This window comes from Mesorhizobium yinganensis, assembly GCF_040081985.1.
Taxonomy (GTDB): Bacteria; Pseudomonadota; Alphaproteobacteria; order Rhizobiales; family Rhizobiaceae; genus Kumtagia; species Kumtagia yinganensis.
Map to the genome: position 1 here is coordinate 1 of NZ_JBEBMH010000049.1, position 26,008 is coordinate 26,008.

The 26,008-nt window shown below is 62.4% G+C and carries 22 protein-coding genes and 1 pseudogene; 3 read left to right on the forward strand and 20 right to left on the reverse strand.

What is annotated here, in order from left to right; genetic code table 11:
• Both ABMA59_RS35070 and ABMA59_RS35080 read right to left on the reverse strand, forming a co-directional pair.
• Positions 1 to 84, reverse strand: a pseudogene (locus tag ABMA59_RS35070) (IS5/IS1182 family transposase); the annotation flags it as partial.
• Positions 85 to 1,103: 1,019 nt separating this feature from the next.
• Entirely contained in the window at positions 1,104 to 3,368 is a 2,265-nt protein-coding gene (locus tag ABMA59_RS35080; RefSeq protein ID WP_349009986.1) for a beta strand repeat-containing protein, read from the reverse strand.
• Positions 3,369 to 3,655: 287 nt separating this feature from the next.
• On the opposite strand from ABMA59_RS35080, the gene ABMA59_RS35085 reads away from it, so the two are divergent.
• Positions 3,656 to 3,832: a DUF1127 domain-containing protein gene (locus ABMA59_RS35085; protein WP_349009987.1), complete on the forward strand. Its 177-nt coding sequence runs from the start codon at positions 3,656 to 3,658 to the stop codon at positions 3,830 to 3,832.
• 16 nt (positions 3,833 to 3,848) lie between these two features.
• Here ABMA59_RS35085 and ABMA59_RS35090 read toward each other — a convergent pair whose 3' ends face one another.
• The 16 genes from ABMA59_RS35090 to ABMA59_RS35165 form a co-directional block, all read right to left on the reverse strand.
• Positions 3,849 to 5,339 (reverse strand): bifunctional AfsR/SARP family transcriptional regulator/alpha/beta hydrolase, encoded by a 1,491-nt coding sequence (locus ABMA59_RS35090; RefSeq protein WP_349009988.1) that lies wholly within the window; start codon positions 5,337 to 5,339, stop codon positions 3,849 to 3,851.
• An 845-nt stretch (positions 5,340 to 6,184) separates the two neighbouring features.
• A complete protein-coding gene (locus tag ABMA59_RS35095) occupies positions 6,185 to 7,681 on the reverse strand; it encodes an aldehyde dehydrogenase (RefSeq protein ID WP_349009989.1) in 1,497 nt (498 codons plus the stop codon).
• A 19-nt stretch (positions 7,682 to 7,700) separates the two neighbouring features.
• On the reverse strand, positions 7,701 to 8,750 hold the full coding sequence (locus ABMA59_RS35100) for an Ldh family oxidoreductase (protein ID WP_349009990.1): 1,050 nt from the start codon (positions 8,748 to 8,750) through the stop codon (positions 7,701 to 7,703).
• 16 nt (positions 8,751 to 8,766) lie between these two features.
• Complete coding sequence (locus ABMA59_RS35105; protein WP_349009991.1) at positions 8,767 to 9,588, reverse strand: ABC transporter permease; 822 nt, start codon at positions 9,586 to 9,588, stop codon at positions 8,767 to 8,769.
• Positions 9,569 to 10,336: an ABC transporter ATP-binding protein gene (locus tag ABMA59_RS35110; RefSeq protein WP_349009992.1), complete on the reverse strand. Its 768-nt coding sequence runs from the start codon at positions 10,334 to 10,336 to the stop codon at positions 9,569 to 9,571. The genes ABMA59_RS35105 and ABMA59_RS35110 overlap by 20 nt, the downstream gene beginning before the upstream one ends.
• A 20-nt stretch (positions 10,337 to 10,356) precedes the next feature.
• Positions 10,357 to 11,355 (reverse strand): ABC transporter substrate-binding protein, encoded by a 999-nt coding sequence (locus ABMA59_RS35115; protein ID WP_349009993.1) that lies wholly within the window; start codon positions 11,353 to 11,355, stop codon positions 10,357 to 10,359.
• 49 nt (positions 11,356 to 11,404) lie between these two features.
• Positions 11,405 to 12,625 (reverse strand): UxaA family hydrolase, encoded by a 1,221-nt coding sequence (locus ABMA59_RS35120; protein WP_349009994.1) that lies wholly within the window; start codon positions 12,623 to 12,625, stop codon positions 11,405 to 11,407.
• A 7-nt stretch (positions 12,626 to 12,632) separates the two neighbouring features.
• On the reverse strand, positions 12,633 to 12,929 hold the full coding sequence (locus tag ABMA59_RS35125; protein ID WP_349009995.1) for a UxaA family hydrolase: 297 nt from the start codon (positions 12,927 to 12,929) through the stop codon (positions 12,633 to 12,635).
• A complete protein-coding gene (locus ABMA59_RS35130; protein ID WP_349009996.1) occupies positions 12,929 to 13,897 on the reverse strand; it encodes a dihydrodipicolinate synthase family protein in 969 nt (322 codons plus the stop codon). Before ABMA59_RS35130 ends, ABMA59_RS35125 begins: the two co-directional genes overlap by 1 nt.
• Before the next feature lie 48 nt (positions 13,898 to 13,945).
• Positions 13,946 to 15,061, reverse strand: a complete 1,116-nt coding sequence (locus tag ABMA59_RS35135) for an ABC transporter ATP-binding protein (RefSeq protein ID WP_349009997.1) — start codon at positions 15,059 to 15,061, stop codon at positions 13,946 to 13,948.
• Positions 15,048 to 16,226: an exo-alpha-sialidase gene (locus tag ABMA59_RS35140; protein ID WP_349009998.1), complete on the reverse strand. Its 1,179-nt coding sequence runs from the start codon at positions 16,224 to 16,226 to the stop codon at positions 15,048 to 15,050. The genes ABMA59_RS35135 and ABMA59_RS35140 overlap by 14 nt, the downstream gene beginning before the upstream one ends.
• A gap of 21 nt (positions 16,227 to 16,247) precedes the next feature.
• The gene (locus tag ABMA59_RS35145; protein ID WP_349009999.1) at positions 16,248 to 17,456 is read right to left on the reverse strand and encodes a sialidase family protein; all 1,209 of its coding nucleotides are present in this window, start codon (positions 17,454 to 17,456) and stop codon (positions 16,248 to 16,250) included.
• A gap of 100 nt (positions 17,457 to 17,556) precedes the next feature.
• Positions 17,557 to 19,026 carry an aldehyde dehydrogenase family protein gene (locus ABMA59_RS35150; protein ID WP_349010000.1) on the reverse strand — a complete coding sequence of 490 codons (1,470 nt, stop codon included), beginning with the start codon at positions 19,024 to 19,026 and terminating at the stop codon, positions 17,557 to 17,559.
• Positions 19,023 to 19,889 (reverse strand): carbohydrate ABC transporter permease, encoded by an 867-nt coding sequence (locus ABMA59_RS35155; protein ID WP_349010001.1) that lies wholly within the window; start codon positions 19,887 to 19,889, stop codon positions 19,023 to 19,025. The genes ABMA59_RS35150 and ABMA59_RS35155 overlap by 4 nt, the downstream gene beginning before the upstream one ends.
• Positions 19,886 to 20,791 (reverse strand): carbohydrate ABC transporter permease, encoded by a 906-nt coding sequence (locus ABMA59_RS35160; protein WP_349010002.1) that lies wholly within the window; start codon positions 20,789 to 20,791, stop codon positions 19,886 to 19,888. The genes ABMA59_RS35155 and ABMA59_RS35160 overlap by 4 nt, the downstream gene beginning before the upstream one ends.
• Positions 20,792 to 20,889: 98 nt before the next feature.
• Positions 20,890 to 22,230, reverse strand: coding sequence for an extracellular solute-binding protein (locus ABMA59_RS35165; RefSeq protein ID WP_349010003.1), 1,341 nt, complete (start codon positions 22,228 to 22,230; stop codon positions 20,890 to 20,892).
• Between the two features lie 139 nt (positions 22,231 to 22,369).
• Here ABMA59_RS35165 and ABMA59_RS35170 point away from each other — a divergent pair, with 139 nt between their 5' ends.
• On the forward strand, positions 22,370 to 23,470 hold the full coding sequence (locus ABMA59_RS35170) for a GlxA family transcriptional regulator (protein ID WP_349010004.1): 1,101 nt from the start codon (positions 22,370 to 22,372) through the stop codon (positions 23,468 to 23,470).
• A gap of 751 nt (positions 23,471 to 24,221) precedes the next feature.
• Here the strand turns inward: ABMA59_RS35170 and ABMA59_RS35175 are convergent.
• On the reverse strand, positions 24,222 to 24,386 hold the full coding sequence (locus ABMA59_RS35175; RefSeq protein ID WP_349010005.1) for a hypothetical protein: 165 nt from the start codon (positions 24,384 to 24,386) through the stop codon (positions 24,222 to 24,224).
• 176 nt (positions 24,387 to 24,562) lie between these two features.
• Positions 24,563 to 24,817, reverse strand: a complete 255-nt coding sequence (locus tag ABMA59_RS37480) for a DUF982 domain-containing protein (RefSeq protein WP_425476050.1) — start codon at positions 24,815 to 24,817, stop codon at positions 24,563 to 24,565.
• An 814-nt stretch (positions 24,818 to 25,631) separates the two neighbouring features.
• Between ABMA59_RS37480 and ABMA59_RS35185 the strand changes: the two genes are divergently transcribed.
• Positions 25,632 to 26,008, forward strand: a 377-nt coding sequence (locus tag ABMA59_RS35185) for an IS110 family transposase (protein WP_349010006.1), incomplete at its 3' end; no start/stop codon positions are given.

A 26,008-nucleotide genomic window follows, 5' to 3' on the forward strand; every position in this document is an offset into this window, starting at 1 on the left:
CACAGCCCACTCTTCGTCCGTAAGGTCGCTCGGATAACGCAGGTGATCGCGGTTGTAGCGAGCCCGGTTTTCAACCGTCCACATCGGCGCTTCCTTTCGAATCAGCGCCAATCAGGGAATCATAGCAGACTCAAACCCTACAACCCCAAATCAGCTAACCGATTCCACCGATTCACAAAGCTCCCGGACGGACACTTAGAGTCGGCGTATTTCCTGTCGCAGTCTGATGTAGCTCACCCCCATTTCCTCGCTCGAGCTTCTGGTCATGAATCGTCTCGGTCTTGCCGGACGACCGGCTAGATGGCTTGGCCATGGCTTTTCCCTTGGAAGAAGGTGCACAATTGCTTCTCCCTCAATGCAAGGCTTGTCGTCCGGTTCCGGCAGTTGAGCGCGCTTTGTAGCTTCTCGGCGACAATGACCTTCGAACTCATTGTGCGAGCATCCTGCAAACACTTGTCGTTCATGCATCTATAATCTCTGTCAGGGGGAACGCTTCTGCGAGGTAAGGCTTCTAAGCGGTGCAGTAAGGAGAAAATTAATGCGGATCATTACGGGACTATTCGATTCACGCGAACAGGCGGACAGAGCGGTTCGCGCTCTCGAAGACGCAGAAATTCCCAGCGCCGATATCAGCATTGTTGGGCGGAGCGGCGACGAGGAGAGTAATGCGGCGGAAGGGGCAGGCGTCGGCGCCGCTGTCGGCGGATTATCTACCGTTCGAAGCGGATACTATGCGCGCAGCCGGAAAGCTCGGAATAGGCGTGAAGCTTCACCATGTCAGGCAGCCGGCCGAAACGGCGAGGATTTCCAGTGGAAGGGTCGGGTCTGCAAGATTTACTCCAAGCTCCGGACCGGAGAGTGGAAATTCTACTGGCAGACGAGCGCCCTAAACTATCCGCCTCGCTAAGTCGCGAGTTGCAGCAAGCGTCGGTTTTCCAGCACTTCGTGCAGTTGGGTTGACTGGCAGGTTCGGGTGTGTCCCACCCGGACCGATCCGCCCGGCGATATCGGAATCTGCACTTTGAAGGACCGATGCTGAAAATTGTGGACGCCAGCACGCGGCGCGCGAGCCGCGTGCTGGCTTGGTCGCACGGCGACCATAGTCAGAGGATGAAATCGCCCGCGGCGAGCAGGCTTGTCTGTCCGACGAGAACGATCGACATTTCCGCAGCAACGTCGCCGTCGACGTTGAAATCGATCACGAGATTGCCTCCGGAGAGGGTCTGGTGAATTTCCCCGGCGACAAAGGCGCCGCCTACATCGAGCTTGAAGGCATTGTCGCCGCCGCCCGTGATCGCGTCGATCTTGGAGATGTCGATCTTGTCTCCTAGGGCAAAGTCCGTGATCTGGTCCGCCTTGGCCGCGCCGATGCCCGATTCGGCGAGCGCCGCGAAGAGGAAGGCGTCCTTGCCTGCACCGCCGCCCATCTTGTCAAAACCTAGGCCGCCCGACAGTTTGTCGTCGCCGTCGCCGCCCAGCAGCTTGTCGTTGCCTGCCAGCCCCTGGACGAAGTCGTTGCCGCCGAGGCCACTCAGCGTGTTTGCGCCGGCGTTTCCCAACACCGTCTGGGCGAACTCGTTGCCGGTCAGGTCGATTGCCGCAGTGCCGCCAATGGATGTCGTGCGCAATGTCTCAACCTCGGCGCCGGCCGACAGGACATAACTCACGGTGCTGGCAACGAGGTCGGTGCCCTGCGCCTTCGATTCCAGGATCACGTCCTTGGCATTGTCGACAAAGAAGGTGTCGTTGCCGGCGTCGCCGATCATCCTGTCGGCGCCCGCGCCACCCTTCAGCGTGTCGTTGCCCGACCCGCCTTCAAGCTGGTTGGCGCCGGCATTGCCGGTGATGACATTGTCGAGGAAGTTTCCGAACAGGTTGATCGCGCCGGTGCCGGCGGAGTTGGTGGTCGCCAGATTCTCGACCTTTTCGAAATTAGAGAGCACATAACTCACCGACGAGAGGACAGTATCGGTGCCGCCATTGTCAGCCTCGATGGTCTGGTCGGCGGCATTGTCGACGATGTAGGTGTCGTCTCCGGTCCCACCGATCATCTTGTCGATGCCCTTGCCGCCATCGAGCGTGTCGTTGCCGATGCCGCCATTGAGCGTGTCGTTGCCACCCAGACCTTTCAGCGTGTCGTCGCCGCCATTGCCGACCATGATGTCGGTCAGATCGTCGCCGGACAATGTCTCGCTCGTGCCGTCGCCGATGGTCTGTCGGATGACCGATCCGACCTGGCCGGAGATAGACGTGCTGCCGTCCTGATCATGCCCGGTGCCGAGCGCTGCGACCTGGCCGCCGGCCAGCGCCGTCAGCGTCGTCTCGGTGATGTTCTCGAACGCCGAGAACATGTCCTGCGGCGCAAGGATCACCTTGCCGGCCGTGTCGAGCACAGTAAAGCGGCTGGTTTGCGAAGCGACGTCCGTCCACGACACCATGAGGAAGCCGTTGGAAAGCTGTGTGATGGCGGCCTGGCTCTGCACGCCGCTGGTATCGCCGGCATTGGCGAGAATGAAGCCGCTGCGGCTCGTTCCATCGGCATTGAATATCTTTATGCCGATATCGTCGGTGCCGCTGCCGAAGGCGTTGTCGGTATAGGCGACCGCGAAGCCGCCGTCGGCAAGGGCCGTTGCCGTCATGTCGCGGCTGTTGCCGGAACCGCCATCGATTGACAATTCGCCGCTCTTGGCAACGCCGTTGGCGTCGAAGACCTTCATCAGCGTGTCGCCCGAGCCGTTTGCGGCGACCCGTGTCCAGGTCGCGACGAAGCCCCCCTTGGCAAGGGCGATGACATCCGCCCCCTGATCGTTGGAGAAGTCTCCCGATAACGTGATGATGGCGATGCGGACGGTTCCATTGGCATTGAAGACCGTCGCATGAATGTCATTGTCGGTCGCCGAACCGTTGAAGCGGTTCTGGTAGGTCACGACGAAGCCGCCATCGTTCAATGCCGCGACCTTGGTGTTGCTTGTGTCGGCAAGGCCGGGGTTGACGACGAAGCCGTCGCCGACCGCCTTGCCGGCCGCGTCGACGAACTGACCCCGAATCAACGACGAAGACCCGCTTGCATCGGTGTAAGTGACTACTGCACCGCCGTTCTTGAGGGCCGCGACATCGCTGTCGAAGGAACGCAGCGGGTCGAAGAATGCGTCCTTCAGATTGATGACGGTCTCGTTGGCGACCTCCTGGCCGCCGGGCGTGAACACATGGGTCTCCATCACCTCGCCGTCGCCGTCATTGTAGACGGTGATGAAGTTGCCGTTCGCCAGGGTCGTAGACGAAGGGTTGTTGGGGATGAGCAGTTCGTCATCGAACACGTCCAGGTCGGGAGTGTTCGTGATATAGTCGAAGGTTACGATCGCAGACATTTTTCTCTCCATGGGCATGCATGCCCGATCGCCCGGCTGGCGCGCCTGGGCTGATTGATCGTCGGAGGTGTTGGGCCGTTGGGAGCGGTCGCGCCTCGTTTCGCCGGCCGCTTCAGTCGGCTTCAATCGTGTTAGCGACCGTGGAAACCATCGTAGAATCTGGCCGATCTATCGTTGAAACGGTCAAAAACGGTCGGCACGCAACAATTCCACGCTCGTTCCCACGCTGGTTTCCACGAGACCCTGCAAGAAGGAGGTCGCAACGACACCAACCATGGAGACAGCAAATGTTCGATGCAGCACATAACGGCCTGAGCGGCCTTCGACGCCTCTGGCGCAACCGGCAGGCACGCATCCGGCTGATGGCGATGCCGGACGATATGTTGAAGGATATCGGCCTTGCGCGTTCCGAGATCGGAAGCGCGGTCAGTGGACGCGGAAACGTCTATAAACAGTCGGCCTGACCGCTCCTGATGTCGTTCAGGATCTGCGCCGGACGAGCGACAGGCCGCGCGTGGCCGTGGCCGCGACAAAAGCCGACAAGTGACCCATGAACTCCTCGAACGCCGGCTCGCCTTCGAGGAGAATATGATTCTGGCTGTCGAGCTCGATGAACCGGGCTCCGGGTATTTCAACGGCCAGCGTGCGCCCGGATTCGACCGGGGCGACAGCGTCGTCGCGCGCATGAAGGACGAGGGTTGGCACGGAAATCTGGCTCAGCAGTCCCGAGATATCGATATCGGCGAAAGTCTGCTGCAGGCGCCAGGCGTCGTTGGGCGTCATGGTGCGCCGCTGGAGTTCATCCATGGATGCCATGTGCTCCGGTCCGGCACCCTTGATGAACAGGGACGAAAAGAGCTGCCGGAACAGCGGATTGCTCTTGCCCCACCCTTCCCGCATCAGCGTCGCGAGCGCCTCGCGCGTCGCGATCTCGCCGGCATCGCCACGCGCCCGCCATCCCTTGGGATAGCCTCCGTAGAGCACGAGGCCGGACACCCGCTCCGGATGTCTCGCGGCATAGGCGACCGACAGGGCGCAGCCTTGGGAAATTCCGAGCAGCGTGAATCTTTCCAGTCCGGCTGCGTCGGCCACATGTTCGAGATCGGACACCATCGCGTGGAAGCTGACATCCGCGACGTTCCATTCGGACAAGCCGTTGCAGCGCTCGTCATAGCGAACGAGGGTGTTGTTCTCGGATAGGCCCTTTATCCAATGCCGCCAGATCGGGCTGTCCCAGTCGTAGTTGAGATGCGACATCCAGTGAGCTGCGCGCAGGATCGGCGACCCGCGTCCCGAGATCGCATAGGCCAGCCGCACACCGTCGCGCGCCTTGCAAAAGCGCACCTCGCGATCGCGATCCGATGATTTCACGGCAGCGGACTGCATCACTGTGGCCGGTATTGGATGTTCGGCGGCTCGCACCGGAGCGAAAGAAACGGTCGCGTGTGCCGCGGAAGCGCGTGCGCAGTCGCTCAGGCGGACTATTTCGGTCGCGATATCGGCGTCCTCGGGCAACAATTGATGCAGGCGCTGGGCAAAGGCCAGTGCCCGCTGCGGCTCGCCGGCCAGTCGCTCGACAAGCTCCCGAAGCAGACGGACCTCGAGGATTTCCACCTCGCTCGCAAGCGCACCCCGCCATGCCTCGAAGGTCGGCGATTGGTCCAGATAGAGGTCAGCCAGGAAAGGTCCGCGAATGCAGCGCACGGCGTCGACGAGCTCGTCGATGGAGAGCCCGTCAAGCTCGACCCCGATCAGGCCGGCGATGCGTGCATGATCGAGACTTCCGTTCGCCCTCAGCGCCACTGCATTGCGGTCCGACTGAAGCACGTCGCCTTCATCGCCCAAGACGGTTCGTATCTTGGAGAGGCTCCAGCGCAGGGCGCCGCGCGGATCATCGGGAATTTCCCAGAAGATTTCGCAGAGCTTTTCGCGTTGGTGCGATTTTCCGGTCACCGCAAGATAGGCAAGCAATGCTCTAGTTTTACGCGATGGAGGGAGTTCGATCTGCTCTCCACTCAGCAGAACCTCAAAATTTCCGAGAACCCGAATCTCCAGGTTGTCGCTGGTTCTCAAAAGTGGCCCAGGATTTTCCATCGTCATCGTCACCGGGAAAGGGCCGCCCCAAGGCGACTGCACATTTGGGAAGATTATAATAGGATGCGACTTCGCCGCGCCATCTCGAAATGTGCTTCAGGCAAAGCAGGTCGCCAGGCTGCAACGTTAGGGATGTGATGCTCGGGATGCTAATTTCCGTCATCCGTCAGGTTTACCCGACAATATTCAACATGCGCGATGATTCTCGAATACAGCAGAAGCGTCATTTCTCCCGAAAGGATGATGATGTCGGCGCAAAAATGTCGGCACAAGCCGCTGGTGCAGCGGCAGCACGCATGTCGCGAAAATTTCGATCACAGATGCCCTCGCCACTCCGGAGGTAAGTCAAACTCTAACGCCTCTAGACAGTCATTAAGGCCTTGATTTCGTTACATCGGGAACCTGGGTACTAAATTTGCCAAGTCACCAGCTTTGGAGAAAATCCGCGATGAGAGAGCGAAATCCGTGAATACACGGGCTCGTCTGGTTCACACCTTTGTTCAAAAAAGCCGGAATTCTGCGCCGTTTCAGGCTCTCATCCTGGGAGCGGAGAATGTTGTCGCTGTGTGCAGTGGCGGAGGGAGAGGACCTGAAATCCAACATTCTCTGCCAAATCGACGCTGGATGCTGAGGCTACAGATATCTTAGCACAAGCTCTTCAAGGCCGGCTTCACTTGCTCACTTTGCCATGCCGAACTCGAGCCAAATCCCGTGCGCAGCAGCTATTTCAATGCCAACCATATCGATTTGGTCTGCATGTACTGGCCCATCGCCTCGGCACCATTGTCGCGCGCCAGCGAGCCGGACCGCTTGTAGCCGCCGAACGGCGTCGTCACATTGCCTTCGGAGAAGGCGTTGATGGAGACAGTGCCGCAGGGCAGGCGCTTGGCGAGGTGGAAGGCACGTTCGATGTCCTTGGTGAAGACGGAGGCATGCAGTCCGTACTCGGTGTCTCGCGCGACCGTCAGCGCCTCCTCGATGCCCGATACCGGAAGCACGCCCAGCACCGGCCCGAAAATCTCCTCGCGCGCGATGACCATGTCCGGCCTGAGGTCGTCGAAGACGGTTGGCTGGACGAAATAGCCCGGCAGGTCGGCGGGTCCGCCGCCCGCGAGCAAGTTCGCGCCTTCGCTTTTGCCTTTGCCGATATAGCCCAGCACCCGCTCACGGTGCTCCGCCGTCACCATCGCGCCCATGTCGGTCGCCGGATCGAGCGGGTCGCCGAGCTTCAACTCGCCTGCCTTCTCCAGCACCTTGCCCAGAAATGCGTCCTTCACCTTGCGGTCGATGATCTGGCGCATGTTGGCAGAACAGTTCTGCCCGCCGTTCCAAAATGCAGCGGACACGGCGTTGGAGACGAGATCGTCGCTGATCTGCGCATCGTCCAGCACGATGAGCGGGCTCTTGCCGCCCATTTCAAGCCCGACCGGCTTCAGATTGCTCTCGCTCGAATATTTCAGGAAATAGCCGCCCACTTCGGTCGAACCGGTGAAGGACACGACGTCGATGTCGGGGTGGCGGCCGATCGCCTCGCCCGCCGTCTCGCCTAGGCCGGGGACGACGTTGAGCACGCCGTCCGGCAGGCCGGCTTCAACGGCGAGTTCGGCAAGCCGGATCGCCGTCATCGGCGTCTGCTCGGCCGGCTTGAGCACCACGGAGCAGCCGGCGGCGAGCGCCGGCGCCAGCTTCCAGGCGGCCATGAGCAGCGGGAAATTCCATGGCAGTACCAGCCCGACGACGCCGACAGGCTCCTTGACGATCATCGCCACGACGTTGTCGGCGGTCGGCGCGATCTTGCCAAAGCTCTTGTCGATCAGTTCGGCATACCACTGGAAAAAGGTCGGCACCTCGTTGCCGATCTCATGCAGGCAATCGCGGATGGTCTTGCCGCTGTCGATGCTTTCCAGAACCGCCAGTTCCTCCTTGTGGGCGCGCACCAGATCGGCAAGCTTGAGCAGCACCGCCTTGCGCGGGTCGGGCGCGGCGCGGGACCAGACTCCGTCCTCGAAGGACCGGCGCGCCGCCTTGACGGCTGCGTTGACGTCGGCCGCGTCGCAATGCGCCACCGCGCCGAGAACGGCGCCCGTTGCCGGATTGATCGACTCGAATTTCCTGCCTGATCGGGCATCCACGAACGCGCCGCCGATGAAGGCGAGCGACGGAATTGTCAGTCTGCCGGCAATGTCGTGGTAACGGGCTGCGTCGCTGCTCGCGGTCATCGGAAAATTCTCGTCTGGGTCAGGTGGCGGGAGGCAGTGGAATGGAAAGCCGGCTGCTGAGCGCTCGCAGCCCGGAAAGCCGGGCCTCGTCGAGCGGCAGCCCCTCGGCGATTGCCGCGGCCTTACGGGCAAGCGCTGCGGCGCCCGGCAGGCGTACCGGCGGCGCGCCCTCCGGCACGTCGGATGCGCGGCAGGCGTCGGCGAGCCAGCCGGTCTGGCGGACAAAGGCGTCGATGCCGCCGAAGGCGGCAGGCTCGAACACCAGCGCCAGCACGGCCGCGCCCCAGTCCTTTGGCCCGTCGGCGCGGCCGAAGCCGCCGAGCCCCTGCGTCAGGGCTTCCACCAGCAATCCCAGTCCGTAGCCTTTATGGCCGTGGTCGAGACCGCCGATCGGCAGGATCGAGCCGCCATCCTTCATGACGAAAGCATCGTCGGTAGCGTCGCCATGCTTGTCCTTCAGCCACTTGCCGGGCAGGGGCCTGTTTTCGCTGCGTGCCCGGCCGCACATGGCGGCCGTGGTGATCGAGGTGCTGACGTCGATCAGGATCGGATCGGGCGTCGCAGGGATCCCCGCGGCCACCGGGTTGGGTGTCATCACCGGGGTCGTGCCGCCGAAGGGCGCGACATGCGCGTCGCTCGGATCGGACGAAAACAGCAGCGCCAGTTTTCCCGCCCGCGCCGGCTCCTCGAGAAAGGCGGCAAGGCAGGCGATGTGATGGCTATGGTGGACGGTGACCGCACCCACTCCGAATTTTTTCGCCCGCGCCGCCGCCTCTGCGACGGCCAGCTTCGTCGTCCAGACGCCGGGCAGGCGCCTGGCGTCCCACAGTGTGATCGCGCCGAAATCGCTGACCACCTGCGGCCGTCCCTCGACCGCCATGGTGCCGTTCTCAATCTCCTCGACATAGTCGGGCAGTAGCGCCAGCCCATGCGTGGCATGGCCGTAAAGGTCGGCCTCGACGAGCCCCTCGGCCACGGCATCGGCTGCTTCGCGTGGGACGCCGACCTTGGCGAGAACCGCACCGGTGAAGCCACGCAGCGCCTTCGGATCGAATATTTCAATCATCATCGATTGTCCTGTGAAATCAGTGCGCGCGGCGCTGTGAGATGTGCCAGGGGATAAGCAGGCGCTCGACCAGCGTGACGACGCCGAACAGAGCGAGGCCTAGCAGCGTGAGCAGGAATATGCCGGCGAAGGCGAGATCGGGACGCATGTTGCCGGTGACGATCTGGATGTAGAAGCCGAGCCCCTGGTCGCTGCCGATGAACTCGGCGATCGTCGCACCGACCGTGGCGTTGATGGCGGCGTATTTGAAGCCGACGAAACATTGGGGCATGGCCGCCGGCAACCGCACCTTTAAGAAGGTGCGCAGCGGACTTGCGCCGGTCGCCCGCACGAAGCGCTCCAGTTCCTCGCTCAGCGAACCGAAGGCCAGGATGGCATTGAGCACGATCGGGAAAAAACAGACCAGGAAGACGATGATCACCTTCGGCAACAGACCGAAGCCGAGCCAGGAGATGAAGAGCGGCGCGAAGGCGATCTTCGGCGTCATCTCAAGGCTGACAAAGAAAGGATAGATCGTCTGGCGCAGGAATGGCGAGAAAGCGATCGCGAGCCCGAGCGGCAACGCCACCGCCACCGCGACGACGTAGCCGAGTACGCTCTCCACGCCGGTTATCCAGGTATAATAGAGCAGCTTGTCGATGTCGGCCCAGCCGCGTGTGACGATTTCGCTGGGGCGCGGCAGGATGTAGGCCTTTATGTCGAAGACGTCGATCGCCAGTTCCCAGGCGACGAAGAAGCCGACGAAGAACAGCAGGAACAGCCATGACCGGCGCACCAGCCGGAAAAGCGGCGCGAGCAGTCCGCCCACTGGGCCGGGCTTTTCAGAGGACGCCATAGTCATGGAAGATTTCCTCGATCTGGCGTGCATAGGCCGCAAAGCGTGCGCTGCGCTTCACATCGAGATCGCGTGGCCACGGAAGATCGATGTCGATTACGCGCTCGATGCGGCCCGGCCTCGGCGTCACCACGCAAACCTTCGTCGAAAGCTGCACCGCCTCCTCGATCGAGTGGGTTACGAACACGACCGTCGGCCGCTCGGCCAACCACAATTTCTGCAGGTCGCGGCGAATGTTTTCACGCGTCATGGCGTCGAGCTTTCCGAGCGGCTCGTCCAGCAGGAGGATGCCCGGTCCGTGCACGAGAGTCTGGCAGAAGGCGGCGCGCTGCTGCATGCCGCCGGACAATTCATAGGGATAGCGACCGGCGAATTCGTCCAGCCCCACCGAGCGTATGAGCTGGTCGATCTTGCCGCGAAGCGCCGAAACCGGCAGCCCGCGCAGTTCGAGCTGGAGTTCTATGTTGCCGGTCACTGTGCGCCAGGGCACGAGCGTGTTGTCCTGGAACATGATTCCGATGCGGGTCTGCGGCCCCTTCACCGGGATGCCCTCGACGGAAATCGAACCCGATGAGCAATCGAGTAGCCCGGCGATCATCAACATCAAGGTGGATTTTCCACAGCCGGACGGACCGACCAGAGAAACGAACTCACCAGGTTCGATCGACAGGGTCGAGGGTCCGAAGGCGTGAACAGCGTTCGCCCCGTCGCCATAGACCTTCATGGCCGAACTGATGTCGATGCCGGAGGCCATCGGTGCGTTCCAGTCCCGGCTTACGGCAGGAACTCGTTCGTATAGAACGCAGTCGCCGGCTGGTCGGTCTTGAGGTCGTTGTATTTCTTCATGAGTGCGAGCATCTCATCCCAGTCGGAGGCGACGTTCAGTCCGAGCTTCTTGTCTGTGTTGGCCTTGGAGTAGAGGATGCCCAAGGTGACATCGAGCACGGCGCGCGCCTGCGCCTTGCCCTGATCCTCCGCCATCGAACCGCCGACGATGTCGGCCATCGAAGCGATCGCCGCATCCGGGTTGGCCTCGGTTTCCTTGTAGGCCTTTACCGTCGCCGCCATGAAGCGCTTAACAAGGTCGGGATTGTTCTTGACCGTCTCGGTATTGGCGACGATGCAATAGCCGACCTGATTCACGCCGAAATCGGAGTATGGGAAGGTGACGGGATCGGCGCCGCCATTGGCTTTGATCTCGGCGGGCTTATCGTCGAGGCCGCCCAGAATGCCTACCGAACCGCCAGCGCCCTGCAGATAGCTCGACACCAGCGCGCCGTCCGGCACGTTCGTGACAGAGACGTCGCCTTCCTTCAGCCCGGCAGCCTCGAGTACGACCGGGAAGAAGGTGTTCACGCCGGCATTGGCCGTGGTCAGGATCGTCTTGCCTTTCAGGTCGGTGATCGACTTTACGCCGGCGTCCGGCCGGACGATGACCGCCTCGGTGCCCATGGCGTCGATGACGCCGACGGACACCAGCGGCGCGCCGCCGGCGGCAAGGTTCACCATGGAGGCGCAGGAACCGTAGGAGAAGGTGCTGTCGCCATTGGCGACCAGCCGGTGCGCCGAGCCCGAGCCGTTGCCCGAGCGGATGTCGAGATCGATGCCGGCCTCCTTGTAGATGCCCTTGTCGAGGCCGTAGGCGAAACCGGCATGCGAACCATAATACATCCAGTTGAGGCGCAGGCGAACCTCGTCGTCGGCGAAGGCGGCGGTCGCGGACGCGCCAAGCGCGAGCGCAACCAGTGAGACTTGCAGGCTCTTCCGTTTCATTCCCGTTCTCCCTCTTGTTGATCCCGCCGCAGCGGGACGTGAAAACACTTCAAAGCGGCAGGCAGGCCGGTCCGATCGGCTCGTAGGTCTTGTAGGACAGCGAAAACTCCTGATGGCCGAGCAGTTCGGACTTGCTCGGCTCACCCGAAGCCATGGCTATGATGCGCTCGACGATGCGCTCGCCCACCCGGTCGATGCTCTCGACGCCGTCGGCGATCGTCCCGCCATTGACGTCGATGTCGTCGGACAGGCGCTGATAGACGCGCGAATTTGACACGCCCTTGAGAACCGGCGCGACGGCCTGCCCGACGACCGAGCCGGCGCCCGTTGTGAAGACGATAAGGTGGCAGCCGCTCGCCACCATCTCTGTTATGGTCTGGGTGTCGTTGATATTGGGGATGCCGAAACGCACCGGCCCGTCATTGACTGTGTCCATGAGATAGAGCCCGTTCGCGCTCGGCCGGTCGCCCGGCTTCAGCATACCGACGATCGGGCCGCGGCCGCTCTTGGCGTAGGCGCCGAGCGATTTCTCCTCCAGCGTCGACAGGCCGTATTTGATGTTGCCGCCGCCGAACGAGCCGTGGCCGAGGTCGGTGTAATAGCGGTCGGCCTTGCGCACGGCGTTGCGCAGCTCTTCACCAAGCTCAGGCGTCACCGCGCGGCCGGCCATGTGTTCCTCGCAGCCAATGAGTTCGCAGGTTTCTTCGAACATCAGCATCGCGCCGGCAGCGCCGAGGCGATCGAAGGCGCGTCCGACGGCCGGGTTGATGGTCACGCCGGACAGCCCGTCCGAGCCGCCGCATTTTGTGCCGATGACGAGATCGGAGAAACCGATCGGAACCGTCGGGGCGGCGTTGCATTCGGCAAGCGTCCGCTCGACCCAGGCGCGGCCATCGGCGATCGTGGCACGGGTGCCGCCGCATTCCTGGATCACCATCAACTCGGCCGGACGCCCCGATGCCTTGACCGCATCGAGCAGCGCGCCGCGCCGGAATTCCTCGCAGCCAAGCGAGACGAGCAGTACGGCGCCGACATTGGGATGCGTGCACATCGCCGTCATGACGCGCTCGGCATAGTCGCTCGGATAACAGCCGGGAAAACCGATGAGCTGGCAGCCTTCGGCCTGGAAAGGCTGCGCGATCTGGCGCGCCACGTGATGCGCACATTCGACCAGATAAGCGACGACGACGAAGTTGCGGATGCCCTTGCGGCCGTCCTGCCGGGGAAAGCCGCGCATGCGGCCCAAATCCATTTCGAGACCGGATGTCATCGCAATCTCACTCATAGTGATCGTGATCGTTGTTCAGATACTGGCTCTTCACGTTGTGGACATGAACCAGCCGCCCTGCCGCGATGTCCGGGACGGCAACCGCAACCGGCACGCCGAAACGGGTGATTTTCTCGCCAGCACGAATCTTGACCAATGCGATCTTATGACCCTGGGGGATCGCTTCGTCCGCCTTGATGCCATGCCCCGCCGCATCCACCGCAAACTCTCCCGCTGCGATGTCACGCAGAGCCACGCCGACATTGTCGCCGGCATCGAGCACGATCATGTTGGCGGGAACGGCCATCAGGCGGCTTTCTCCAGAAGACGCGGCACACCCTTGCGGCGCATCATATCGAGCGTAGCCTGGCGATAAAGCGACCGCACGTCGCGGGTGGGCGGGCGGCAGCGCGACGATGGCAGGCCGACAAGTTCCATGCACAGCTTGTCGAGATAACCATCGCCGCTGGTGAATTCCTTTTCGATCTTCACCCACAGCTTGTAGAAGGGCATCGCCTCGTCGACCATCATTCGGGCGATCTCGGCGTAGTTTTTCGCCCTGACCTCATCGATCAGCTTGATGCCCCACTCGGGCCAGTAGTTGCAGAGATGCACCTCGAAGGCGCGCGCGCCGAGCGACGGCATGGCCGAGTAGGGGAAGAACAGATTGTTGTCGATGATCGTGAACCGCTTGGAGAAATGCGAGGTCACGTCCTCGAACTCCATCGCATCCGTGCGCGGCGTCGCCCATTTCAGGCCGACGATGTTCGGAATGGCGGAGAGCCGCTCGATCATGCCCGAGGAGAGGTTCGTCGAGGTCCAGAAGGTGTTGTAGACGATGATGCCCACATTCGGCGCGGCCTTGGCCGCGGCGGTCACGAATTCCTCGAAGTCCGCTTCGGTGTGCGTGAAATAGAAGGGGCAGGAGACCTGCATGAAGTCGAACCCCATCGACTGCGCCGCCTCGGCCAACCGCACGAGTTCGAGCGTACTGGTCGACTGGCCGCCGAAGGCGAGCGGTACCCTGCCCTGCACCACGTCGGCGATGGTCTCGGCGACCTTGATACGCTCGTCGAACAGCATCGTCGAGAAATCGCCGGCCGCGCCGCCCGACAGCAGCGTCGCGTAGTCGGCGTTCAAACCGTTGTCGAGCAGGAAACGAACATACTGCCGGAGCGCGGAATAGTTGACCGGCAGGCCGGCGCTGTCCTCGAACGGTGTCGGAACAGTCACATAACAGCCGGCGAGCCGTGCTTTCACATCTTCGAAATCCAAGACCATCTCCATTTCATTTCGCGGCGACCCAAGCGGGTCCTGCCGAATTCATTGCCTAGGCTGTTGCGCTGGCCGCCGCGCCACCGCGCTGCCATCGGCCGTGAACAGATGCGCCTTCGTCCAATCCACTGCGATCTCCGCCGGTCCGCGAACGGCGGCGGGCCCTTCGTCGCCGGCATGGCGGATAACCAATTCGCCCGCTGCATGCCCGGGCGCGTGCAGATAATTCTCGCCGCCCAGCCGCTCGACGAATTCGATGTCGACTGCCAGCCGTGGGCCCATTGGAACGCGGGGGAAGAAATGCTCGGGCCGCAGCCCCACGATGACCTGCGGCGAAAGGCGCGCCGGCTCCTCGACGTCCAGTTCGATCCGTCCGCCGGACGTGCCGGCAATGTCGAGCAGGACCTTCTTGCCATTTGTCTCGCGCACGGTGGCTTCGAGAAAACTCATCTTCGGCGAGCCCATGAAACCGGCGACGAAACGGTTCTTCGGTGCGTCGTAGATTTCCGATGGAGTGCCGGTCTGCTCGATGACCCCGTCGCGCAAGACGACGATCCGGTCGGCGAGCGTCATCGCTTCGGTCTGGTCGTGGGTGACATAGATCATGGTCGCCCCCAACGCCCGGTGGAGCTTTGCCAGTTCCAGCCGCATCTGCACGCGCAGTTCGGCGTCGAGGTTGGACAGCGGCTCGTCGAACAGGAACACTTCGGGCTGCCGCACGATGGCGCGGCCGATGGCGACGCGCTGCCTCTGACCGCCGGAAAGCTCCTTGGGTAAGCGGTTGAGCAGGTGCTTCAACTGCAAGGTCTCCGCGACGGCCGCGACGCGCTTGTCACGCTCGGCCTTCGCCATACCCTGCATCAGCAGCGAGAACGCCATGTTCTGTGCCACTGTCTTGTGCGGATAGAGGGCATAACTCTGGAAGACCATGGCGACGCCGCGCTTGGCCGGCGGCACGCCACGCATCGGCTTGCCACCGATCATGACCTTTCCGCCGCTGATCGGCTCAAGCCCGCAGATCATGCGCAGCAGGGTCGACTTGCCGCAGCCGGACGGGCCGACGAAAACGACGAACTCGCCATGCCGGACGGACAGGTCGACATCACGGACGACCTCGAAGTCGCCGAAGCGCTTGCTGACGTTCTGCAGTTCAACGCTGGCCATCGACGCCTCCCTGACGGCGGGAGTAGGACCAGTCGGCCGCGAGCATGCTTGCCTCTATGCCGGTCACGCCATCGCCGTCCTGGCAATAATAGGCAACGAACAGGCTGCCGTCGGCCCGCAGCGCGACGGACGGATAACCGAGGTCCCGGTTGGGCAGGCCGGAACTCGCGGACAGTGGCCGGTCGGCATTCCATGTCGTACCGCCGTCCTCGGACAGATAGAGCGTGATGCCGAAGGGCGGACGCCGGCGCCCGGCCACGCAGGCGATGCGGCCGTCGGCAAGCTCCACGAGATCGGCAGGATAGTCCGGGATGCCTGTCGGCGTCGGCGCGCTCCAGGTGGAACCGCCATCGTCGGACTGGACGACATGCAAGATACGGGTGACGTTGTCGCGCAGCAAAATCACCACCCGGCCCGACCGCAGCTTCAGCGGCGCCGGTTCCTCGAAGGCGTGGCCGTCGCCGGAAGCAACCAGGCTCGGCGCGGACCAGCTTTCGCCGCCGTCGCGCGAGCGCACGACGTACACGGATTGATAGTGAGGCACATCCGACAGCGGCAGGATGATCTCGCCGTCGACCTCGACTGCGCCGCGCATGCCATAGCCGCCGGTGAACGGCGCGGTGTCGATGCGGCTGGACGCCGTGAAGGTCCGGCCGCCGTCGACCGATCGGTGCACCCAGGTCTCGCCACCGGCGCGCACCCAGGGAAATCGTTCGGCGATGGTCGCCTGCTCCTGCGTCCAGTCGCCGAGTTCCGCCGCCATGGCATTCGCGCCCATCAATCTTTCCGGCCTGTCATATGTTCCCGGCTCCATATGCGCCTCGGCATGGGCGAGGGTGTGCCAGCCGAACCGCCACTGATTGAGCAGGATCGTGCCGTCGGACAGCGCCGTCAGTCCGGCGCATTCGACGCCTTGCCAGCCGAAATCCGGTACGATGGAGGGCTGCGACCAGGTCCGTCCCTCGTCGCCCGACCGGACTATCATGTTGCCGTAGAGCGGGTCTTGGGGCGGATGCAGAACGGTGCCCGCCCGCCGCCGCGACTGCGTGAACACCAGCAGCCAATTGTCCGGCGCCGCCGCGAGCAGATGCGGATGCGCGCTATAGGCATAGGGGTCGCGATGCACCACCTGATGGTGCATCGCCAGTCCGGGTATGGGTGACACCGAGGTCATCACGCGCCAGGTTCAAACGCGAAAATGCGTGCAGCGCACATATTGCAGTGGGCGCTCGTCGTCGCTCCATTCGTGATAGGAGCAGACGATTGTCCCGTCATTGGCCTGCACGACGCTCGGATAACCGATATGCTGGTAGACGCCGGGGTGATCCCAGTTGATCTGGCCGCCGCCATACTTGCCGGAGGCCGGCGACATCCGGCTCGATCCCGGCTTCTCCGTGCTCGATTTGCCGGGCACGCCACCCTCGCGGATGACGAACTCGTTCTTGACGTCCCAGGTGACGCCGTCCTCCGAGATGATGCCGCGAACGCCATAGGGCGGGCGCCGATAGCCATAGACCATCAGGTGGCGGCCATCCTGCAGCGTGATGAGTTCCGGCGGATAGCCCCAGATGTTGGTCCACTTCGGCGGGGTCCACGAAAAGCCGTCGTCATTCGAAATGGTCATGACCATGTTCTTGGCGTCGCCGCTCGGATTGACATGCGTGCGCAGGAAGCAGACCAGGCGGCCGTCCGTGAGCCGCAGAAGGCCGGGCTCTTCGTAGTCGATGATGCTAGCGGGGTCGTAGGCGAGCGTCGCGTAATATTCCCAATTGTCGCCGCCGTCGTCCGAGCGCATCAGCGCCGACCGCGTGCTCTCGCCCTCGCCTTCCTCGTCATAGCCATGGATACGGCCATAGAGGCCCATCAGCAGCGAGCCCCCGGGCAGTTCCCAGCAGCCGCTGCGGCAGCCGCCGTGCTTTAGCGGGCGCACATTGACCGGAATGGGCTGCGTCCAACTCTCGCCGCCGTCCGTCGACTTCACCACATAGGTGCCGAGCCACGCCTGCGTCTTGTAGGCCCATGTCCAGTCGCCCCATTCCATTGTGAGCGGATGCGCGCTCCAGGACGGCTGTTCCGGCTTGACGCCGCGCTTGAAGAAGCCGGTGATGGTGAGGTTCACGATCAGCGTGCCATCGCTCATCTCGCAGATGCCGCAGTCCCAGTTGCCCTGCGTGTCCGACCAGGGCAGCACGACCCTGGGCTTGCTCCAGGTCTTGCCGGCGTCCGTCGAGCGGGCGATCAGCGTCTGGCCGCTGTCATGGTGATAGGGAAAGCGTTCCTCGTTGTAGACGGCGATGATGTCACCGTTCTTCAGCAGGCGGGTAGCGATCTGGTTGATACAGTGCTCCTCGTCCTTGTAAATCGTGTAGTGTTCGACATTCTTCAGCACGGACATTTTTTTTCCCTTTGAATGATCCGTTGGTCTTGTTGGCGAGGCGTTGGTCGGGGTTCGGGTCAGGCCGAGCCTTTGGGGAGCCGGCATCACCTGCCCCCTCTCAGAGCCGGATTCCGATGTTCTTGATCGAAAGGTAGTTGCGGATGCCCGGCAGGCCGCGCTCGCGTCCGATGCCGCTGTCCTTAATGCCGCCGGTCGGGGCCTGCACGCCGCCGATGAACCAGCCATTGATCCAGACCGATCCCGCCTCGATGTCGCGCGCAAACGAGAGCGCGCGCGAGATGTCCTGGCTGTAGACGCCGGCGACCAGGCCGTAACCGAGGCCGTTGGCGATGGCGAGCGCCTCTTCGGGCGTCTCGAAATCCATAACCACCGCGACCGGACCGAAAATCTCCTCTCGAGCCAGGCGGCTGCCCGGATCGACGCCGTCGAAGACGGTCGGCGCGACGAAATATCCCTTGCCGAGGTCTTTTGGCCGGCCGCCGCCGAGGCGCAGCCTCGCGTCGGAGGAGCGGCCCTGGTCGAGATAGGAAAACACCTTGCCGTACTGTTCTTCCGAGACCAGCGGACCGAGGTCGCAATTGTCGACGCCGCGCCCCACCGTCAGCTTTGCCGCTCCGGTCGCGAGTTTTTCGACGAACGCCTCTCGCAGGGAGCGATGGACAAGGAAGCGTGACGAAGACGAGCAGACCTGCCCGCTGTTGCCGAACGCGCCGTCCAGCGCATCGAAGGCGGCGCGGTCGAGATCGGCATCGTCGAAGACGATCATCGGGTTCTTGCCGCCGAGTTCGAGCACGGCAGGCTTCAGCCCCTGCGCGGCATTGGCATAGATTTTTCGGCCGGTCTCGATCGAGCCGGTGAAGGTGATGCCGCGCACCAGCGGATGCGACACGAGTGCTGCGCCCGCTTCCTCGCCGTAACCCGTGACCACATTGACGACACCGTCGGGGAACCCGACTTTCCTGCAGAGTTCAGCGAAGGCGAGCGCGGTCAGCGGCGACTGTTCGGCCGGCTTGACTACCGCGGTGCAGCCGGCGGCCAGCGCCGGTGCGACAGAGCGCGCCACCATGCCGAGCGGATAGTTCCACGGAACGACGTGGGCTGTGACGCCGACCGGTTCCAGCATGGTGAAGTCGATCGTGTCGAAGCCGAGCGGGATGGTCGCGCCTTCCATCTTGTCGGCCGCGCCGGCGTTGTAGCGCAGCGTCGCGCAGACGCCACGCACGTCGCCCAGCGATTCCTTGATCGGCTTGCCGACGTCGAGCGTCTCCATCAATGCGAAACGCTCGGCATCCGCTTCCAGCGCATCGGCAAGTTTTGCGATCAGCCGTCCGCGCTCGGCCGGCGCCAGCCGGCGCCACGCGCCGCGTTGGACGCGATCAGCGGCCCGCACCGCCGCATCGACATCGGAAGCGTCGCCGCGCGAAACCTCGCCAAGCACCTCTTCATCGCTCGGATCGATCGTCTCGAACGTCGCGCCATTGGCGGATTTCTCCCAAGCGCCGTCGATGAAATGCCGGTCGGGCAGCCGGCCTGCAAGCTCGGCGTTGAAGTGCCTATGGTCCGTCATTGTTTTATGCCGCCTTGGGAAATGCCCTGGATGAAGTAGCGCTGCAGGAACAGGAACAGCAGCAGGCTCGGAATGCTGAGGATGGTGACGGCCGCCATGGCGACGCTGTAGCCCTCCATCTGGGTGCGCGTGCCGATGTTCGGCGTGAAGGCCGCGACCCCGACGGGCAGCGTCTTCATGGACTCATCAAAGGTGACCAGCAGCGGCCAGAGAAAGTTGTTCCAGTTGAGCGTGAAGATGATGACGCTTGCCGCGATCGCCGGCGAACGGGCCAACGGCAGCGCGATGCGGAAGAAGAGGTTGAACGGCCCCGCACCATCCATCTTCGCGGCTTCCTCCAGTTCCTTCGGGAAGGACAGGAAGAACTGTCGGAAGATGTAGACTGAGAAGACGTTGCCGATTGAGGGCAGGATCAGCGCCTGGAACGTGCTCGCCCAGCCGATCTTGACGAAGCCGAGCAGCAGCGGGATCACCGACAGTTCAACCGGGATCATCAGCGAGGCGAGGAACACGTAGAAAAGCAGATCGCGTCCGGGAAAGCGCATGCGGGCCAGCGCGTAGCCCGCCATCGCTCCGAACAGCACGCAAAGGAAGGTCGAAACCGTCGCCTGGACGATACTGTTGATGCCCCAGCGCACCACAGGATACTCCAACACTTTGACGTAGTTGTCGAAGGTGATACGGCTCGGCAGCCATTCGATGTCGACGGTCATCACATCGCTCGGATATTTGAACGACGTCGACACCATCCAGACGAAGGGCAGCGCCCACAGCACGGCCACCGCCATGCCGAGCGGCCAGATGAACAGGTCCGCCCGGTCGAGCCCGCGCTGTTCCAGCCTGTCGTCGATCCAGGCGTTCATGACGCGCGCTCCTTCAGCAGGAAGCGCTGCACGATGGTGACGGCCAGGATCAGCGCGAAGAGCAGAAGGGCAACCGCCGAGGCGTAGCCGAACATGTTGCGCACGATGGCGAGCGTGTAGATGTAGTGGATCGGCGAAGACGATGAACTCGCCGGCCCGCCATTGGTCATCACATAGACCTGGCTGAAGATGCGCAGCGTCGCGATCAGCTGCAGCGTCACCACCATGCTGATGACGGGCCGCAGGTGCGGCAGGATCACATGGCGGAAACGCTGCAAGCGCCCGGCGCCGTCCACCCGCGCCGCATCGACGATCTCGCCCGGAATGTCCTGCAAGGCTGCGAGGAACAGCACGAAGGCGAGGCCCAGGTCCCACCAGATCGAAGCGATGCTGACGCCCACCAGCGACCATCTCGTCGAGGTCAGCCATGGCACGTCGCCGATGCCGAGATAGGACAGGTAGTGGTTGATCAGGCCAAACTGTGTGTCGAGCATCCACACCCAGACCAGCCCGATGACGGTGGCGGAGACCACAGTCGGCGCGAAGAACAGCGTGCGCGCCAGGCTGGAAAGCGGATAGCGATTGTTCACGAACAGCGCGAACAGCAGGCCGAGCACAGTCACGCTTGGGACGATGATTGCGCCGTAGAACAAGACGTTCTTGAAGGCGACGGCCACCCACTGGTCGCTGAACGCCTTGGTGAAATTGTTGAGGCCTTCCCATTTCGGCCGGCCGACGATGCTCCAGCGGGTGAAGGCGATGTAGAAACCGAACAGGACGGGCAGGATGTTGAACAGGAAGAACGGCAGCGCGAAGAAGGCGACCAGCACATAACCCGCGCGGTCGATGCCCAGCCGCTCTGGGCCGTCTTCTTGGCGGAAATGTGGGGTTGCAAGGGTCATCGTCAGGCCGTTCCGGCACTTCGTGTATATTCAAGTAGCCGTAGCGGCGCGCGCCGCTACGGTGAAATGTCAGTCTGAGGCAGTGCCCGTTGGGAAGATCAGCCCTCGTCGAGGCCCGTCTGCCATTGTGCCTGGATCTGCTCCATGGCCGCGTCGATTGCGGTCTGCCCGGTCCAGACGCCTTCGAGCGTCTTCGCCAGGAAGTTGCCGCCGGAGTAGATGGTGAAATCCGGCCCCGCGACGACCGGGATTTCGCCGACAGTGGCGATCGACATGCCGTCGACGAAGGCGCCGCGGATATCCCAGGGATTGCCGGTAGTCTTGTAGTCCGGCCGCTCCAGGATCGACTTGCGCGGCGAGGCACCGCGGCCGACCGTGGTCCACAGGAAGCTGTTGTCCGACAGCCATTTCACCGCCTGCATGGTCGCCTCGTGGCGGCCGGGATCGGCCTGCGTGTAGAGTTCCAGTCCGCCACCCTCGAAATAGGTGACGTGCTTGTCGCCGATCTTCGGGAACAGCGCGGTCTTGAACGGCAGCTTCTGCTGAACGTAGCCGTTGAGGGTCCACGGGCCGGTCCAGAAGATCGAGCCCTGGCCGGTGCCGAAAGCCTTGTAGCGGTCGGTTACGTCGCGGGTCGAGACCTTCTGCTTGTCGAAAAGGTCGAGCACCCACTGCATCGCCGCCTTGCCGGCATTCGGATTGACGCAGGCCGTCTTCAGATCGTCGCTGGCGCGTTGGAAACCCATCTGCTCGGCCACAATGCCCCAGGTCACGGTGGGCTGGACGCCGGCGCCGGTCATCATGATGCCGGAGCGCACGACCTTGTCGCCCTCGCGCTTGGTCATCTTCTCGGCCCATTCGAGCAGTTGCGCGCCATCCGTAGGCGCGCTGGCCGGGTCGAGGCCGGCCTCCTTGACGTGATCGATGTTGATCTCCGGCTGCAGGCTCATCAGATCCATCGGGATCATGAAGACCTTGTTGTCGTATTTCGGGTAACGTGAAGCCTTGATCGAGGACTCGCTGAAGTCGGCCAGGTCGAGGCCGACCGCGGTGATCAGTTCGTCGAGCGGCACGGTGACACCGTCGCGGGCAAGCTGCGCGCCCTTGCCGGCGGTGCCCCAGCCGAAGTCCGGCGCCTTGCCGGTGGCGGCGGCGGCCAGGACCTTGGTGACGTACTGCTCTTCCGGCACCACCTCCATGCGAATCTGGACGCCCTTGTCCTTGTGAGCGTCGTTGAAATTGCTGATCATCTGCGCCCAAACCTCGCCGTCCGAGGCGGCCAGCCAGCTCCAGTGGACGATTTCCATCGGGCTCTGCGCGGTGGCGCGGCCGGTCCAGAAATAAGGCACGGCCAGGCTCGCGCCGGAGGCTGCAGCGGCTTTCAGAAGGGTTCTGCGGTTCAAGGCGGAAGGCGACAGGATCGACTTTGGTCCAGGCATGACTTTCTCCCTCGCGGCATGCGGCGAAGCATGCAACGTTGCGCTCGTTTTCCAGGTCTTGTTGTGTTCCCTGGCCGCGCCGGTCCGTTTCCAGACAGCTCAGCCTTGCACTAATGTTGGGCAAATAGCGGCAAGCGCGTTGATCTGGAACGTCACCAAATTTACCATAAGCGGCAGTTCGCGCATCGCCCGGGAGGTTAAGATCGAAAGCGCGCAGAATTTTCCCGGGCACGGCCGCAGACCCGAATTCGCCTTCGTGCTGCAGCCTGAGTTTCCGATGAATGCCTTCGTGCTGGCGACCGAGGCGCTGCGGATCGCCAACCAGAACAGCGGCCAGGACCTGTTCGGCTGGACGATCGTCTCGGAAGACGGCGAGGCGGTGCGGGCCAGCAATGGCATGTGGGTGCACGCTTCGCACCGGCTCTCAGATTTCCCCCGTTGCGATTATCTAGTGTTGCTCGAAGGCAACCTGCCAACGCAGAACATCTCGCCCGCCATGCTCGCGGCGCTGCGCAACGCCTATCGCCACGGCTCGATGATCGTCAGTGCAGATACCGGCGCCTTCGCCGTCGCCGCCGCGGGGCTGGTAGGAGAGCGCGAACTGGTGCTGCACTGGGAGGCGGCGCCGTCCTATCTCGAGCACTATCCGGGCGCCGCAACCCGCAACCGCATCTTCCTGATCGACCGGCAACTGGCCTTCTGCGCAGGGGGAGTGGCGATGCTCGACTTGATGCTGGAACTGATCGGTACGTTGCGAGGCATGGTGCTTGCCCGCGAAGTCGCCAACGCACTGATCCATAGCCCTCGCGAGGGTACCCATCCGCAGCGCACCGACGACGATGTCTCCGACAAGGCGCGATCGTCACTGTCGCGCAGGATCGTCTCGCTGATGGAGGAGAACCTGGATTTTCCGGTGCCGCCGAAAGCGCTGGCGCGCCAGCTCGGCATATCGGTGCGTACGCTTGAGCGCCACTGCACGCGGCAGTTCAACCAGACGCCAGCCCAGCTTTACATGCGCGTACGGCTGCAGGCGGCACGCAGCCTGCTGTTCTACGACGAACGCGACATCAAGGACATCGCGCTTGCCTGCGGATTCTCCTACCCGTCGGTGTTCACGCGTGCTTTTTCGGCCCAGTTCGGACAGTCGCCACGCGCATTTCGTTTGTCATTCCGAAACAAGCAAGCAAACACCCTGCGGCCAGAGATAATACGATTGTCTCAATCCATGCAGGAGGGGTGATCAGCAAAACAGCATGGTACAATGCGGTCCCGCCGCCATCTTTTGCACCCCTCGCCCGGCATTCGAAGCCGGGCAGTGTTGGTGTGCATTTCGCCAGCCGCCAACCGTCACCTCCGGGCTGAAGATAAAAACTGGGCCGTCCGTTTCGAGCGCGACTATGTCGACATTGTCTGACAAACGAGCTTTGCCGAACAGTGGGTGCTGATTAACATCGTTGTCGTCTCGAAAACGTAAGCCTTCTGCAGGCCATTCGTCCCTTGATCGAAGACAAGCAACAGAGGGCCAATTGTAGCGGCCCCATAACCTGTCCGGATAGCAGCTTGGTCGCGGGCAATAGATTCCATGATCGTCACGGCCGAGATAAAGTTCATCGCTTTTCCGTCGAATGCCGGGTCTACGCCCTGTCGGTTCCTGATGCGTTTCCGATCCCGCCAGCCGCACGACTTCCGCCTTTTGGCTGGCTCGGCTCGGGCGTCGGCGCCGCTTTGGCAGAAGCCAGGATGGCAGCGGTTCGGGAGAGCATTTATCGGCCGCCTCCGGCATGTTCGGCGCGGAAGGGTTGCCGCCAGACTTTTGTCTATCGGAACTATCATATTGTTATTGATTGATTTTTACCCGCATTTCCTGTGCCACTTTCGTGACATAGCAACGCTGTAGCAACATTTGTGATGCCACGGCTGTGATGTGGGGCTTGTCGCTCGTCCTTTTCGCATTTTCTCGAAGCTCCAGCATCGTACGCCGGCGAAAATTATCATCCCCTGATCAACGCGAATAACGCAATGGCCCCGAGCAATGCGATACGGGCGAACACCCGAGCTATGGCGACCCTGCCGGAAGTCGGGCGAATAACGAGTAAGGCAGCGGCCAGGCCGGCGAGAACCGTTAGGACTGTTGCGATGAGTGTGGCGATGTCCATGCTGACCTCCAAGTTGGAAGGCCATTATCCGCCACTTTCGTGCGACGGGGATAAGTTGCTCCTTGCACTCTAATAAGATCAGAGGGTTAGCGTGATTTTACTCGCGATCTATCCCCGCTGTTTTTCGGATATCGGCACCTCGCCTTTTCAACAGGCTGCCTGAAACCAGCGACATGTCACTCAATCAGAATGTGCGCCTCCCGCGCCGCCCTCTGCGAACGCCTGCTGAGCACCGGCGAGCGCAATCCGGTTATGGACTCGCTCCATACCTCCATGACCGCGTCGCGTGCCGTTGCTTTGCGCCTCCCTTCGTAAGGCCACTTGTGTAGGAGGATATCAGCAGCTTGGAGGTTGCTGTTCACATAAAGGACCGCTACGCTGATTCGCAACATCACCGGCACCGGGCTACCCCACCAACCACGCGCGGCCATGGCACAACGCTCAACTCGGCTCAGGCCAATCAAATGCTTGAGCCTGCGAGTCGTTGCCAAAAAAATGGCCGGTAAATTCCGGCCAGAGATGAGGCTATAAGCCTCCACGGGGAGAACAGCGCGAGTGGGAGGACGCGCTGAAAATATGAAATAGTCCTGCACAACAAAATGGCATCATGCCACAACTTTCGCGTTATTTGGACCAGATAATCTCTGATGCACTTGGGGCTCCGTCCAGAGCGTTGTTGCATCGATGCTTCAGTCACTTAGAAATTTCCGCGATGCTGTTTTGGCTTCTAGCCAGTCCGACGTTCCGTTGCGATATGCGGCGTGTGGCGACCCTCCAGAAGCCACCTCGGCTGGCGAGGCGGGAAAGCCCCTTGCGCCTCGTCAGCCGGGTTTCAGCTTGTAGGGATACCACTATGGAAGACTCGCCGTTCTTAACTGCGGCTCTTGTCATCGCGACGTTGCTGATCCTCGCGTTGGGAGCGGTTGCAGTGGTCGATCTCGTGCAAAATAGTGGCCGCTGAGGTGGGACGAAAAACAGCCCACCGTGCGGCGTTAGAGCATCGGGCGATTAATATGCAACGTAACCTGTTTTCTTTAGGTAGTTCCAGCATTCATGGGGGCTGAAGAGGTCGCATACGTTGCCGATGGCACGCCAGAGATCGTCGTAGGTTCGGGCGGCGGCCTTGCGCAGCCAGTGTTTGAGCTTGGCAAATGCCATTTCGATTGATGGTATGGATGGCTCCTGCTCCCGGCGTCGCATTGCGCCATAGTTGGGATGTCGTCGTCCCGAGCAAAGGAGCCATCCATGTCCGAGCTTGCCACAGTTGGCATCGACCTGGCAAAGAGTGTCTTCCAGATCCATGGTGTCGATGAGAACGGTCGTGTTCTCGTGCGCCGGCAGCTTCGCCGCAGCCAGTTGCTTGCGATTTTCGATAAGCGTCCGCGATGCCTGATCGGTATGGAGGCTTGCGCCGGTTCTCACGACCGGGGGCGCAGGCTTCAGGAGATGGGCCATGACGTCCGCCTGATGCCGCCATCCTATGTGAAGCCATACGTGAAGCGCGGGAAGACGGATGCTGCGGACGCGGCCGCAATCTGCGAGGCCGTGACACGTCCCTCCATGCGGTTTGTCGCTATCAAGAGCGAGGCCTGCTCATCGGTACTGGTTCTTCACCGCACACG

What these genes read in the sequence shown, in the direction of transcription:
- ABMA59_RS35080 (WP_349009986.1), bottom strand. Translation starts at nt 3,368, where the DNA reads ATGTCTGCGATCGTAACCTTCGACTATATCACGAACACTCCCGACCTG.
- ABMA59_RS35085 (WP_349009987.1), top strand. Translation starts at nt 3,656, where the DNA reads ATGTTCGATGCAGCACATAACGGCCTGAGCGGCCTTCGACGCCTCTGG.
- ABMA59_RS35095 (WP_349009989.1), bottom strand. Translation starts at nt 7,681, where the DNA reads ATGACCGCGAGCAGCGACGCAGCCCGTTACCACGACATTGCCGGCAGA.
- ABMA59_RS35100 (WP_349009990.1), bottom strand. Translation starts at nt 8,750, where the DNA reads ATGATGATTGAAATATTCGATCCGAAGGCGCTGCGTGGCTTCACCGGT.
- ABMA59_RS35105 (WP_349009991.1), bottom strand. Translation starts at nt 9,588, where the DNA reads ATGACTATGGCGTCCTCTGAAAAGCCCGGCCCAGTGGGCGGACTGCTC.
- ABMA59_RS35110 (WP_349009992.1), bottom strand. Translation starts at nt 10,336, where the DNA reads ATGGCCTCCGGCATCGACATCAGTTCGGCCATGAAGGTCTATGGCGAC.
- ABMA59_RS35115 (WP_349009993.1), bottom strand. Translation starts at nt 11,355, where the DNA reads ATGAAACGGAAGAGCCTGCAAGTCTCACTGGTTGCGCTCGCGCTTGGC.
- ABMA59_RS35120 (WP_349009994.1), bottom strand. Translation starts at nt 12,625, where the DNA reads ATGACATCCGGTCTCGAAATGGATTTGGGCCGCATGCGCGGCTTTCCC.
- ABMA59_RS35125 (WP_349009995.1), bottom strand. Translation starts at nt 12,929, where the DNA reads ATGGCCGTTCCCGCCAACATGATCGTGCTCGATGCCGGCGACAATGTC.
- ABMA59_RS35135 (WP_349009997.1), bottom strand. Translation starts at nt 15,061, where the DNA reads ATGGCCAGCGTTGAACTGCAGAACGTCAGCAAGCGCTTCGGCGACTTC.
- ABMA59_RS35145 (WP_349009999.1), bottom strand. Translation starts at nt 17,456, where the DNA reads ATGTCCGTGCTGAAGAATGTCGAACACTACACGATTTACAAGGACGAG.
- ABMA59_RS35150 (WP_349010000.1), bottom strand. Translation starts at nt 19,026, where the DNA reads ATGACGGACCATAGGCACTTCAACGCCGAGCTTGCAGGCCGGCTGCCC.
- ABMA59_RS35155 (WP_349010001.1), bottom strand. Translation starts at nt 19,889, where the DNA reads ATGAACGCCTGGATCGACGACAGGCTGGAACAGCGCGGGCTCGACCGG.
- ABMA59_RS35160 (WP_349010002.1), bottom strand. Translation starts at nt 20,791, where the DNA reads ATGACCCTTGCAACCCCACATTTCCGCCAAGAAGACGGCCCAGAGCGG.
- ABMA59_RS35165 (WP_349010003.1), bottom strand. Translation starts at nt 22,230, where the DNA reads ATGCCTGGACCAAAGTCGATCCTGTCGCCTTCCGCCTTGAACCGCAGA.
- ABMA59_RS35175 (WP_349010005.1), bottom strand. Translation starts at nt 24,386, where the DNA reads ATGGACATCGCCACACTCATCGCAACAGTCCTAACGGTTCTCGCCGGC.
- ABMA59_RS37480 (WP_425476050.1), bottom strand. Translation starts at nt 24,817, where the DNA reads ATGGCCGCGCGTGGTTGGTGGGGTAGCCCGGTGCCGGTGATGTTGCGA.